This is a genomic window from Kitasatospora setae KM-6054 (assembly GCF_000269985.1).
Lineage (GTDB): Bacteria > Actinomycetota > Actinomycetes > Streptomycetales > Streptomycetaceae > Kitasatospora > Kitasatospora setae.
In genome coordinates, this window is sequence record NC_016109.1 from 8,192,734 (window position 1) to 8,205,485 (window position 12,752).

A 12,752-nucleotide genomic window follows, 5' to 3' on the forward strand; every position below is an offset into this window, starting at 1 on the left:
CGCCCCAAGGGGGCACCTCCCAACCCCCCCTGGGGGCTGGGGAGCCGCTCCTTGACGGCAAAAGCTGCCTGACGCGGCACTGGCGGAGCGCCAGGTCAGCAGACGTCCGGCCTGGTCAGCAGCGGTGCGCGCAGGTGCAGTTCGAGCCGGGGGCCGGTCAGCGGCGGGGTGCTCCAGAGCGCCGTCGCCGTCCCGGCCGCCGGGTCGAGGGTCAGCCGGACCCGGTGCGGGGTGGTGATCACGTACAGGTCGGCGTGGAAGCGGCCGTCCTGCCAGCCGCCGGCGGCGACGACGGGGCGGCCGAGCGGGGCGCTCTCCCGCCAACCGCCGTGGCCCACCTCGAAGTCGAGGACCGTCCCGGTGTCGGGCAGCGGCCCGAGGCTGACCCGCCAGCCGCCGTCGACCGGTTCGACCGCGGCCTGCGTGCCGTCCGGCAGCGCCGACTCCGCGGCGGCGGCGTCCAGCTTCGCGCGGGCCGCCCGGCCCGGCTCGGCGGTGCCCGGGACGAGCGGCAGCGACAGCCGCCGCAGCCGCTCGGCGAGCAGCGCGTCCTGCTCCGGGCCGTCGGCGGTGTCCAGGCGGTCGGGGCCGGCTGCGGTGTCGGGGCCGTCCGGGCCCTCCAGCGGGGCGAGGCCGGGCAGCAGGAACTCCCACAGGGCGTCGAACACCGTCTGGGACCTGCCCTGCGCGGTCACCGCGACCACCAGGTCGTGCGCGGGGACGACCACGCACTGCTGCCCGTAGGCGCCGTTGGCGTGGAAGCCGTGCCGGGAGCGCCAGAACTGGTAGCCGTAGCCGCACGCGAAGTCGGGGTCGTCCGCGCCCTCGATGAACGGCTCGGAGTCGATGTGCCGGCGCGTCGCCAGCTCGACCCACGCGCGCGGGACGAGCTGCCGCCCGCCCCAACTGCCGCCGCGCAGCAGCAGTTCGCCGAGGGCCGCCACCGCCTCGGTGGTCAGGTGCAGGCCCTGGAAGCCGAAGACCGCGCCACCGCGCACCCGGTCCCACTCGGCGGGCCCGACGCCCATCGGCCCGAACAGCCGCTCGTCCACGAACTCGGCCAGGCCGCGGCCGGTGACCCGCTCCACGATCCGGGCCAGCAGGAAGGCGGTCGCGTCGTCGTAGACGTGCCGGGTCCCCTCGGGCGCGTCGAACGGCAGCCCCAGGAAGCCGCGGACCAGGTCGCCGGGCTCCCGCCGCCAGGCTTCCTCCAGGCTGTTCCGGGGGTGCCCGGCGGTCATCGTCAGCAGGTGGTGGACGGTGATCCGGCGGGCCTGCGCGGAGGCGTCCGCCGGGACGTGCTCCGGCAGCAGGTCGACCACCAGGTCGTCCGTCGCCAGCAGCCCGTCCGCGACCGCCAGGCCCACCGCGAGGGCCGTCACCGACTTCGTCAACGAGTAGAGCAGGTGCGGCCGCTGGGCCGAGTACGGTGCCCACCAGCCCTCCGCGACGACCTGCCCGCGCCGCACCACCACCAGCGAGTGGCACTCCACCGACAGCTCCGCCAGCCGGTCCAGGAACGCCCCGACCGCCCGGGACGACACACCGACGGCGGACGGCGCCGAACGCGGCAACAGGAGGCGCTGAGCGGGCATACCGGATTTCTCCCCTGGCTGACGGGACCGCTGACGGGACCCGGGCATGCTACGGACGGCGCGGACGGGGTGCCACGGCTTTTCCCCGCCCGGCCCGGATGCCCCGCATAACCGCCACCCGCGTCCGCCACGGCCGCCACCCGCGGCCGCCGTCCGCCCGCTACGGCCGCTCGGCTCCGGCCGTCTCCGCGACCAGCGCCGCCAGCCCGTCCAGCAGGCGCTGCAGGCCGAACTCGAAGAGCTGGTCGAGGTCGAAGTCGTAGCCCTCCTCGGTCAGCCGTCGGAAGGTCGGGTGCGCGGCGACCAGTTCGGCGTAGCGGGGTTCGTGCTGGTCCATCCAGGCTTCGGCGTCCTGCCCGGTGGCGGCCTCCGCGGCGGCCTCCAGCTCCAGGTTGAGCGCGGTGCCCCGGACGTAGTTGACCAGGGTCAGGTATGCGGTGAGCACGCTCTGCAGGTCGAGTCCGGCGCCGGCCATGGCGGCGAGCATCCACTCGCCGAACGGCAGCGCGTTGGGCAGCGGTTGCGGGCGGGTCACCGACATCGCGGACGCCAGCCAGGGGTGGGCGCGGAACAGCGCCCAGAGGCGGCGGGCGGCCAGCTCCAGCCGGGCCCGCCAGTCGAGCCGGGTCTCGGCGGGGGAGAACGCCAGGTCGGCGAAGACCCGGTCCATCATCAGCTCGACCAGGCCGTCCTTGTCCGGGACGTGCCGGTACAGCGACATGGTGGCGGCGTCCAGTTCGGCCGCGACCCGGCGCATCGACAGCGCCTCCAGGCCCTCGCCGTCGGCCACCCCGATCGCCGCCGCGACGATCCGCTCCGCCGTCAGCACCCCTTCCGGCGCGGGCCGCCGGGGCACCTGCCGCCCGGCGGTGCGCGGCGCGCGCCCGGCCTCCGGAACGGTGGAGGGGGAGGTGGAGGAGGAGGGGCCGGACGCGGGGGAGGGGTTCCCGGCCACCACCGTGCCGACGCCCGGCACGGCCCGGACCAGGCCCTGGCCGCGCAGCTCGGCCAGCACCCGGGTGGCGGTCGCCATCGCGACGTTCCACCGGCGGGTGATCTCCCGGGTGGACGGCACCCGGTCGCCGGGGCGCAGCTCACCGTGCTCGATCCGCCCCCGCAGTTCGGCCGCGATCTGCTCGTAGCGGTCCACCCGCTCCACCTCCGCACTAGTGCACCCGTGGGAGGCCATGCTAGCTGCCGAAGTGCTCCCTGCACCACCTTCCGGCGCCCGGGGCAGCGCACTAGTGCACTAGTGCAGCAATCCCCAAAACCCAAGGAATCAGCTTGCCTAGTGCGGCGCGTACGGCGTACGTTCGGTGTCATGAAGAACACGGAGACCAGCCTCGACATCCTCGTCTCGGGCGCCGGAATCGCCGGCCCGGCCCTGGCGTACTGGCTACGCAGGAAGGGCTTCCGCCCCGTCGTGGTGGAGCGCGCCCCCGCGCCCCGGCCCGGCGGCCAGACCGTCGACCTGCGCGGCGCCGGACGCACCGTCATCGAGCGGATGGGCCTGCTGGAGCGGGTCCGCGAACTCGCCGTCGACCAGCGCGGCATCGCCCTGGTCGACCGTCGCGGCCGGCACACCGCCCGGCTGCCCACCGAGCTCTTCGGCGGCGAGGGCATCGTCTCCGACCTGGAGATCCTCCGCGGCGACCTCGCCGACCTGCTGTACGAGGCCACCGCCGACGAGGTCGAGTACCTCTTCGACGACACCCTCACCGCCCTGCACCAGGACGCCGACGGCGTCCACGCGGTCTTCGAGAACGCCCCGCCCCGCCGCTTCGACCTGGTGGTCGGCGCCGACGGCCTGCACTCCACCACCCGTCGCCTGGCCTTCGGCCCCGAGCGCGACTTCGTCACCCCGCTCGACTGCCACACCGCCTGGTTCACCGCCCGCACCGCACTCGACCTCGACGGCTGGTTCCTGATGTACAACGCCCCCGGCGGCCTGGTGGTCAGCGCCCGCCCGGGCCGGCTCCCCGGCGAGGTCAAGGCCGCCTTCGCCTTCCGGTCCGGCCCGCTCACCCACGACCGCCGCGACCGCGCCGCCCAGCAGCGCCTGCTCACCGAGCGCTTCGCCGGCCGCGGCTGGGAGAGCGACCGCCTGCTCGCCGCGATGGCCGAGGCCGACGACTTCCACCTCGACTCGATGGGCCAGGTCCGCCTCGACAGCCACAGCCGCGGCCGGGTCGCCCTGATCGGCGACGCCGCCTGCTGCCCCACCCCCCTCACCGGCCTCGGCACCAGCCTCGCCCTGGTCGGCGCCTACCTCCTCGCCCACGAACTCGCCGCCGCCGGCGGCGACCACACCACCGCCTACGCCGCCTACCAGCGGCAGATGCGCCCCTACGCCGCCAAGGCCCAGCAGCTCCCCCCGGGCGGCGTGGCCGGCTACGCCCCCACCAGCGCCGCCGTGATCCGCCTGCGCGCCGCCTCCATGCGCTGGATGACCCGCCGGCCGCTGCGCCGCCTGATGGAGGCCCAGGCCGCCAAGGCGAGCGAGGTCGCACTCCCCGCCTACGACGCCGCCCCCGCCCCCGTTCCCGCCCCCGGCCCGAGGACGGACGCGGACACGGGGACGGGGACGGGGACGGCCCCGGTCTCCGTGGGGTGAGACCGGGGCCGTCAGGGGTGGTGGCGCGTCAGCCGGTGAAGCCGGCCGTGATGGAGGTGAACTGCCAGTCGGACTGGGCGATGCCGGAGCAGGTCTCCTGCAGGCCGCCGCCCGCGCAGCCGCGGTCGCGGTTGACCGACCAGAACGCCAGGCGGGCGATGTGGTTGGTGTTGGCCCAGTCGCGGATCGCGGTCCAGTTGGCGATGGTGGTGACCTCGTTGTTGTCGCTGAGGCCGTTCATGCCGGAGAGGCCGATGTGCGAGTAGGCGGTGGCGTCGTCCCAGCCGTACACCGACTTGAGCTTGTTCTTCAGGCCGTTGGCGGCGCTGACGGTGGCGGCGTACATGTCGGTCGACGCGTTGCCGAAGTCGAACGGCATGATGGTGAAGACGTCGATGTCCGCGCCGAGCGCCTTGGACTGCTCGATCAGCCGGTTGCCGGGGTCGGTCGGGCCGCTGATCGCGGTGCCGAAGGTGACGATCGTCTTGATGCCGGGGTTCTTCTGCTTGACGATCTTCAGCGCGTTCAGGATGCGGTCCTGGACGGTGTAGTTCTCGAACTCGTCGGTGTTCTCGATGTCGATGTCGATCGCCTTCAGGCCGTAGGCGTCGATCACCTTCTGGTAGGCGCCGGCCAGCGCGGTCGCGTCGGCGCAGTTCGGGCCGAGCTTGTTGCCCGACCAGCCGCCGAAGGACGGGACGACGTCGCCGCCCGCGGCGCGCACCGCGTTGATGGTCTGCTGGTCCACGCCGTTCAGCAGCGGGCGCTGGCTGTCCCAGGTCGGGTTGCAGCCGTTCTGCGCGAGCACGAACGCCAGGGTGAACCACTTGATGCCGGTCGCGTTCATCACGGTGGCCGCGGCCGGCGGGTTGCCCCAGCCGTTGTACAGGTACGGCGCGGCCTGCTTGAAGCCGCTCGGGGTGGTGGTCGGCGGGGTGGTCACCGCGAGCGCGTTGGACGCGGCGGAGGCGTTGCCGGCCGCGTCGCGGGCCTTCACGGTGAAGGTGTAGGCGGTGGAGGCGGTCAGGCCGGTGACGGTCGCCGTGGTGCCGGTGACGCTGGTGGTCAGCGTGCCGTTCTTGTACACGTCGTAGGCGGTGACGCCGACGTTGTCGGTCGAGGCGCCCCAGGAGAGCGAGACCTGGGTGGACGCGGTCGCGGTGGCGACCAGGTTGGTCGGCGCGGTCGGCGCGGTCGGGTCGCCGTTCGACGGCGTGGTCACCGACACCGGGTTGGACGCGGCGGAGGTGTTGCCCGCCAGGTCGCGGGCCTTCACGGTGAAGGTGTAGGCGGTGGAGGCGGTCAGGCCGGTGACGGTCGCCGTGGTGCCGGTGACGCTGGTGGCCAGCGTGCCGTTCTTGTACACGTCGTAGGCGGTGACGCCGACGTTGTCGGTCGAGGCGCCCCAGGAGAGCGAGACCTGGGTGGCGCTGGAGCCGGTCGCGATCGGGGTGCCCGGCACGGTCGGCGCCTGGGTGTCCGGCGGGGTCCCGCCGGGGCCGTCCAGGCTGATGTCGTCCGCGTAGTACGTGCCCTGGCCGAACCAGCCGTTCAGGTACACCTCGGCGCTGGTCTGCGCGGCGCCGGTGGTGAAGCTGACGGTCAGCTGCTTCCAGTCGGCCGCGGCCGGCGTCCAGGTGGAGGTGCCACCGGTGACGCCGAGGTACACGTAGTTGCCGCGGACCCAGCCGGACAGCGAGTACGTGGTGCTGGGCTGCACCGCGACGGTCTGGACGCACTTGGCGTTGTCCGCGGCGCTGACGGCGCCGGCCAGCGCCTTCGAGCCGCCGTGGACGGGCGTGGAGACCACGGAGCCGAGGCCGCCGGAGCAGGACCAGCCGCTCAGGGTGCCGGTCTCGAAGCCGGGGTTGGTCAGGACGTTGGCGGCGCTGGCGCTGCTCGGGACGGCCGCGACGGCGGCCGTGGCCAGCAGCAGCGCCGCGGCGCCGACCGCGGTGGCGCGGCGGTTGGGGGCATGCACGGGTACCTCCAGTGGGGGATGGGGGTGTGGAGGTGCGTAGGGAGCGCGCACAACAAAATGGACTGGACCAATTGGTTATGTCAAGGCTAGGTCAAAGCGCGGACACCACCCTGACCCCCCGTCAGGACCCGCCGGGGGAGCGTCCGGACCCCGCCGGCCGCTGCTCCGTCCGGGTGTCTTGCGGCACGCCGGAAGCCCCCCGCGGGCCCAGCTCGGGCACGATCGTTCAGCCCAGCTGTGGCACCCGTTAAGAATTCCTCGATGGACCGCACCCACCGTGACCAGGCAGATTTCACCCTGCCCGGCCGGTGACCGCCGCACGCCGGGACGCCCCGCCGGAGCCGCGCCCCCCGCGCGCCCACCCCCAGGCCCGCCCGTCCGCGGGCCGCCCGAACCCCGCGTCAGGAGCGCTCGCCGTGAAGGCACTCGTCAAGCTGAACGCCGAACCCGGACTCTGGATGACCGACGTCCCGGAACCGGAGGTCGGCCCCGGCGACGTCCTGATCAAGGTCCTGCGCACCGGCATCTGCGGCACCGACCTGCACATCCGCGCGTGGGACAACTGGGCCCAGCAGACCATCAAGACCCCGATGACCATCGGCCACGAGTTCGTCGGCGAGGTCGCCGCCGTCGGCGCCGCCGTCGCGGACGTCAGCGTCGGCGACCTGGTCAGCGGCGAGGGCCACCTGGTCTGCGGCAAGTGCCGCAACTGCCTGGCCGGCCGCCGCCACCTGTGCCGCAACACCATCGGCCTGGGCGTCAACCGGGACGGCGCGTTCGCCGAGTACGTCGCGCTGCCCGCGAGCAACGTCTGGGTGCACCGCGTCCCGGTCGACCTCGACGTCGCCGCGATCTTCGACCCGTTCGGCAACGCCGTGCACACCGCGCTGTCCTTCCCGCTGGTCGGCGAGGACGTCCTGGTCACCGGCGCCGGCCCGATCGGCATCATGGCCGCCGCCGTCGCCAAGCACGCCGGCGCCCGCAACGTCATGATCACCGACGTCTCCCCGTACCGCCTCGACCTGGCCCGCCGGCTCGGCGTCACCCTCGCGCTGGACGTCTCGCGGCAGACCATCGAGGACGGCCAGCACCAGCTCGGCCTGCGCGAGGGCTTCGACGTCGGCCTGGAGATGTCCGGCCGCCCCGAGGCGATGCAGTCGATGATCGCCAACATGACCAACGGCGGGAAGATCGCCATGCTCGGCCTGCCCGCCGACGGCTTCCCGATCGACTGGGCCCGGGTGGTCACCTCGATGCTCACCATCAAGGGCATCTACGGCCGCGAGATGTTCGAGACCTGGTACGCGATGTCCGTGCTGCTGGAGGGCGGGCTCGACCTCTCCCCGGTGATCACCGGCCGGCACCCCGTCCAGGACTTCGAGGCCGCATTCGACGAGGCCGCCGGCGGAAACTGCGGCAAGGTCATCCTCGACTGGACGACGCTGTGACCCGTACCGGTTGACCCACCCCGCACACGACCGCCGTACCCGCCGTGAGGAGCGACCCACCGTGTTCGAGAACGTCCGCGACGACCTCTCCGCCACCCTGGCCGAGATCCGCGAGGCCGGCCTGTTCAAGCCGGAACGCGTCATCGGCACCCCGCAGTCCGCCGAGATCACCGTCACCTCCGGAAACGGCGGCGAGGTGCTCAACTTCTGCGCCAACAACTACCTCGGCCTCGCCGACCACCCCGCCGTGGTCGCCGCCGCCAAGGACGCCCTGGACCGCTGGGGCTACGGCATGGCGTCCGTCCGCTTCATCTGCGGCACCCAGGACGTCCACAAGGAACTGGAGCAGCGCCTCTCCCAGTTCCTCGGCCAGGAGGACACCATCCTGTACTCCTCCTGCTTCGACGCCAACGGCGGCGTCTTCGAGACCCTGCTCGACGAGCGCGACGCGGTCATCTCCGACGCGCTCAACCACGCCTCCATCATCGACGGCATCCGGCTCTCCAAGGCCCGCCGCCACCGCTACGCCAACCGCGACCTCGCCGACCTGGAGAAGCAGCTCCAGGACACCCAGGACGCCCGCCGCCGCCTGATCGTCACCGACGGCGTGTTCTCGATGGACGGCTACATCGCCCCGCTCGCCGAGATCTGCGACCTCGCCGACCGCTACGGCGCGATGGTCATGGTCGACGACTCGCACGCCGTCGGCTTCGTCGGCCCCACCGGCCGCGGCACCCCCGAACTGCACGGCGTCATGGACCGCGTCGACATCATCACCGGCACCCTCGGCAAGGCCCTCGGCGGCGCCTCCGGCGGCTACGTCGCCGCCCGCCGCGAGATCGTCGCCCTGCTGCGCCAGCGCTCCCGCCCGTACCTGTTCTCCAACTCGCTCGCCCCGGTGATCGCCGCCGCCTCGCTCACCGTGCTCGACCTGCTGGAGACCAGCGACGACCTGCGCGACCGGCTGCGCGCCAACACCGAGCTGTTCCGGACGAAGATGACCGGGGCCGGGTTCGAGATCCTGCCCGGCGAGCACGCCATCGCCCCCGTCATGGTCGGCGACGCCGCCAAGGCCGGCCGCCTCGCCGAGCTGCTGCTGGAGCGCGGCGTCTACGTGATCGGCTTCTCCTACCCGGTGGTGCCGCACGGCGCCGCCCGGATCCGGGTCCAGCTCTCCGCCGCGCACAGCACCGAGGACGTCGAGCGCGCCGTCGCCGCGTTCATCGACGCCCGCGCCGCGCTGGAGGACTGACCTCCACCCCCAGGGCCAGGTGCGGGCACCCTCGACCGCGCCACCCCGACGGACCGCCCCGCACCCACCCCTGCCGGGGCGGCCCGTCCGGCGCGGGGAGCCATGCCCGGCTCCCCGCGCCACCCCCTTTCCCCCGCAGCAGAGCGGTCCGCCGGCCCCGAAACGCCCGCCGCCCGCGCCGTACCGGCCCCCAGCGGGCCGGACGCCTCGACCCGACCGACCCGGCCCCGGCCACCCGGCGTCCCGACCGGCCCCGCCGCGCTGGCAGAATTGACCCCGTGATCGACGCACGACGGCTGCGGACCCTCCGGGCCGTGGCCGACCACCGGACCGTGACCGCCGCGGCGGCCGCGCTCTACCTCACCCCCTCCGCGGTCTCCCAGCAGCTCGCCGCCCTCGAACAGGAGACCGGCCACACCCTGCTGGTCCGGGCCGGCCGCGGCGTCCGGCTCACCGCCGCCGGCGAGATCCTGCTCACCCACGCCGACGCCGTCCTCGCCCAGCTCGAACGCGCCGAGGCCGACCTCGCCGCCTACAGCTCCGGTGCCGCCGGCGAGATCACCGTCGCCGCCTTCGCCACCGGCATCGCCCTGGTCCTCGCCCCCGCCGTCACCGCCCTCGCCCGCACCGCCCCCGACCTGAGGGTCCGCGTCCTCGACGCGGAGGGCGACGCCAGCCTGCCGATGCTGCTCGACGGACGCGCCGACCTCGCCGTCGCCGTCGAGTACCGCGGCGCCCCGCGCCCCGACGACCGCCGGCTGACCCGGCTGCCGCTGTACGCCGAACCCTTCGACGCCGTCCTCCCGCTGCACCACCCGCTGGCCGCCGGCCCCGGCCCGGTCGCCGTCGCCGACCTCGCCGCCGAACCCTGGATCGGCCCCTACCCCGGCAACCCCTGCCACGACGTCGTCCTGCTCGCCTGCGAACACGCCGGCTTCCAGCCCCGGCTCGTCCACTCCTCCGACGACTTCCGGGCCGTCACCGCCCTCGCCTCGGCCGGCGCCGGCGTCGCCCTCGTCCCGCGCTCCGCCCTGCGCGGCGCCGAACTCGACGCCGTCGCCGTCCGCCCCGTCGACAGCGCCCTCGCCACCCGCCGGGTCTTCGCCGCCACCCGGGCCGGCGCCGAACAGCACCCGCTGATCAGCCCCGTCCTGGCCGCCCTCGCCGAAGCCGCCGGCCACCTCGACCACCCGGCCTGACCCGTCGTCAACTCCGGTCCCGAACACCGGAGTCGTTCGGCATGCGGACCGACGGCGGATACCCCCACAGGGGTATGCGCCGGGCCCTTTACCTCCCTATGGTCTCGTCCATGTCGAGGAGATCACGAGTGGGCGGACGCCTGCCGGCCGCCGGGTTCGCGCCGGCGCTGGCCCTGACCCTGGCCCTGACCGGTACGGCGGCGCAAGCGCAGGCGGCCGCCGCCGAGCACCCCCGGCCGCCGGTGTGGACGGACTGCCCCGCCGACCCGTCCGGGGCGCCGGTCGACCCGGCGCTGCGCTGCACCACGGTGCGGGTGCCGCTGGACTACCGGAAGCCGGACGGGCGGACCATCGAGATCGCCGTCTCCCGGCTCGCCACCGCCAAGCCCGGCCTGCGGCGCGGCGTCCTGGTGCACAACGGCGGCGGCCCCGGCGTGGCCAGCCTGCACCTGCCGAGCGCCACCGCGGCCGGCTACCCGCGCGAGGTGCTCGACCGCTACGACCTGATCGGCTTCGACCCGCGCGGCGTCGGCCACAGCACCCCGGTGACCTGCGGACGCACCCCCGCCGAGGTGCCCTGGCAGCGGGTCTTCCCGTTCCCCGCCCCCGACGGCTCGATCGCCCCGAACACGCGCTTCGCCCGTGACCTGGCCCGCGACTGCCTCGCCGCCGGCGGCGACCTGGTCCGCCACCTCACCACCGCCGACACCGCCCGCGACCTGGACCGGATCCGGGCCGCCCTCGGCGAGCGGAGGATCTCCTACCGGGCCGCCTCCTACGGCACCTACCTGGGCGCGGTCTACGCCGAACTCTTCCCCGGCCGCACCGACCGCCTCGTCCTCGACGCCAACGTCGACCCCAACACCACCTGGCAGCAGCGCCTGGCCAGTTGGGACGCCGGCGCCGAACTGCGCTTCGCCGACTTCGCCGCCTGGGCCGCCGAACGCGACGCCGACCTGCACTTCGGCGCCACGCCCGCCGCCGTCCGGGCCGGCTACCTCGCGCTGGCCGCCGCGCTCGACCGCGCGCCGGTCCGGCACCCGGTGGCCGGACCGGTCGACGGCAACCTGTGGCGCACCCTCTACCGCCTCGACAGCTACCACACCGCGCTGTTCCCGGAGATCGCCGACTGGTGGAGCTACCTGGCCGCCGGCGGCACCGGCCCCGTACCGTACTGGTGGCTCGACAAGCCCGCCACCCCCGGCGTCCCCGCCGACAACGACATCGCCGCCTTCGTCGCCGTCCTGTGCAACGACACCCCCGCCGACCGCGACCCCGCCCGCTACCAGCGGGCCGTCACCGAGAGCCGGGCCCGCAACCCGATCTCCGCCGGCATGGGCGCCGACATCACGCCCTGCGCGTTCTGGCCCGCCCCCGCCGAACCCGCCGTCCGCGTCACCGACCGCGGACCCGCGAACATCCTGCTCCTGCAGACCACCCGCGACCCCGCCACCCCGTACGCCGGCGCCCTCGGCATGCGCGCCGCGCTCGGGCAGCGCGCCCGGATGGTCACCGTCGACGGCGGCAACCACGGCGCCTACGACCCCGGCACCCCGTCCTGCGCGGTCACCGCGGCCGACCGCTTCCTCGCCACCGGCACCCTGCCCGCCCGCGACCTGGCCTGCCGGCCCGACCCCGCCTGACCCGGCCGACCCTGGGACGCCGTCGGCCTGACCGGCCGTCACCCACCCCCCTCGTCCCGAGTACCGGGGGAGGGGGGTACGGTCGGGCGGTGAACGCCACCGCGCCCGTGCGCCTCGCGACCTTCAACGTGCTGCACGGCCGACCGGTCCGCGCCGACGGCCGACCCGCCGCCGCCGGACCCGAACCCTTCGGCCCCGGCCCGCTGATCGCCGCCGCCACCGCGCTGGACGCCGACGTCCTCGCCCTCCAGGAACTCGACCGCCGACAGGACCGCACCGGCCACACCGACCAGGCCCGCGCCGTCGCCGAGGCCACCGGCGCCACCGACTGGCGCTACGCCACCGCCCTGCACGCCCGCGCGGCCCCCGGCCGGCGCTGGGAACCGGACCCCGCCGAACCCGGCCTGCGCCTCTACGGCCCGCCCGGCACCGGCCACGACGGCCAATCGCCCTCGCACGGCGTCGCCCTGATCACCCGGCTGCCCGTCCTCGCCTGGCACGCCCACCGCCTCCCGGCCTCGCCGCTGGCCGCCCCGCTGCCGATGCCCGGACGGCCCGGCCTCACCGTGGTCCGCGACCGGCCGCGCGCCGCGCTGGCCGCCGTCCTGCGGGGCCGGCGCGGCCCGTTCACCGCCGTGGTGCTGCACCTGTCGCTCTTCCCCGGCTCGAACGTCCGCCAACTCCTCGCCGTCCGGCGCTGGATCGCCGACCTGCCCCGGCCGCACCTGCTGCTCGGCGACTTCAACCTCGGCGGCCGCCTGCCCGCCACCGCGCTGCGCGCCGCCGACCTGCTCACCCCCGCCGGGGCCGGAACGCCCGGCGGCCCCGCCGGCTGGCACGACCTGGCCCGGGCCCGGACCTTCCCCGCCCACCGCCCCCGACTCCAACTCGACCACATCCTCGCCAGCGGCCTGCCCCGCGACCACCCGCACACCGCCCACTACCTGCGACTGCCGCTCTCCGACCACCGCCCACTGGTCGTCGACCTGCCGCTCTGACGGCCGGCCGCCCCGTCGGCCC

Annotated in this window: 9 protein-coding genes; 6 read left to right on the forward strand and 3 right to left on the reverse strand. The window is 74.8% G+C overall.

The genetic code is table 11. The features are described 5' to 3' along the window. Positions 1–95: 95 nt before the first annotated feature. Positions 96–1,595: a serine hydrolase domain-containing protein gene (locus tag KSE_RS35635; protein ID WP_014140252.1), complete on the reverse strand. Its 1,500-nt coding sequence runs from the start codon at positions 1,593–1,595 to the stop codon at positions 96–98. Between the two features lie 160 nt (positions 1,596–1,755). Then, the gene (locus KSE_RS35640) at positions 1,756–2,745 is read right to left on the reverse strand and encodes a TetR/AcrR family transcriptional regulator C-terminal domain-containing protein (RefSeq protein WP_014140253.1); all 990 of its coding nucleotides are present in this window, start codon (positions 2,743–2,745) and stop codon (positions 1,756–1,758) included. 171 nt (positions 2,746–2,916) lie between these two features. On the opposite strand from KSE_RS35640, the gene KSE_RS35645 reads away from it, so the two are divergent. Continuing rightward, the gene (locus KSE_RS35645; protein WP_014140254.1) at positions 2,917–4,209 is read left to right on the forward strand and encodes an FAD-dependent monooxygenase; all 1,293 of its coding nucleotides are present in this window, start codon (positions 2,917–2,919) and stop codon (positions 4,207–4,209) included. 28 nt (positions 4,210–4,237) lie between these two features. Here the strand turns inward: KSE_RS35645 and KSE_RS35650 are convergent, their stop codons facing one another. Next, positions 4,238–6,190 (reverse strand): fibronectin type III domain-containing protein, encoded by a 1,953-nt coding sequence (locus KSE_RS35650; protein ID WP_014140255.1) that lies wholly within the window; start codon positions 6,188–6,190, stop codon positions 4,238–4,240. A gap of 416 nt (positions 6,191–6,606) precedes the next feature. Between KSE_RS35650 and tdh the strand changes: the two genes are divergently transcribed. From tdh to KSE_RS35675, 5 genes are all read left to right on the forward strand, one after another. Next, positions 6,607–7,638, forward strand: a complete 1,032-nt coding sequence (tdh, locus tag KSE_RS35655; protein ID WP_014140256.1) for an L-threonine 3-dehydrogenase — start codon at positions 6,607–6,609, stop codon at positions 7,636–7,638. A gap of 61 nt (positions 7,639–7,699) precedes the next feature. Beyond that, positions 7,700–8,890, forward strand: a complete 1,191-nt coding sequence (locus tag KSE_RS35660) for a glycine C-acetyltransferase (RefSeq protein ID WP_014140257.1) — start codon at positions 7,700–7,702, stop codon at positions 8,888–8,890. 278 nt (positions 8,891–9,168) lie between these two features. Continuing rightward, positions 9,169–10,089: a LysR family transcriptional regulator gene (locus KSE_RS35665; RefSeq protein ID WP_014140258.1), complete on the forward strand. Its 921-nt coding sequence runs from the start codon at positions 9,169–9,171 to the stop codon at positions 10,087–10,089. A gap of 128 nt (positions 10,090–10,217) precedes the next feature. After that, the gene (locus KSE_RS35670) at positions 10,218–11,732 is read left to right on the forward strand and encodes an alpha/beta hydrolase (protein WP_014140259.1); all 1,515 of its coding nucleotides are present in this window, start codon (positions 10,218–10,220) and stop codon (positions 11,730–11,732) included. Positions 11,733–11,821: 89 nt separating this feature from the next. Then, complete coding sequence (locus KSE_RS35675; protein WP_231873274.1) at positions 11,822–12,730, forward strand: endonuclease/exonuclease/phosphatase family protein; 909 nt, start codon at positions 11,822–11,824, stop codon at positions 12,728–12,730. Positions 12,731–12,752: the final 22 nt, after the last annotated feature.

Coding starts and splice junctions, on each gene's coding strand:
- KSE_RS35635 (WP_014140252.1), bottom strand. CDS start 1,595: ATGCCCGCTCAGCGCCTCCTGTTGCCGCGTTCGGCGCCGTCCGCCGTC.
- KSE_RS35645 (WP_014140254.1), top strand. CDS start 2,917: ATGAAGAACACGGAGACCAGCCTCGACATCCTCGTCTCGGGCGCCGGA.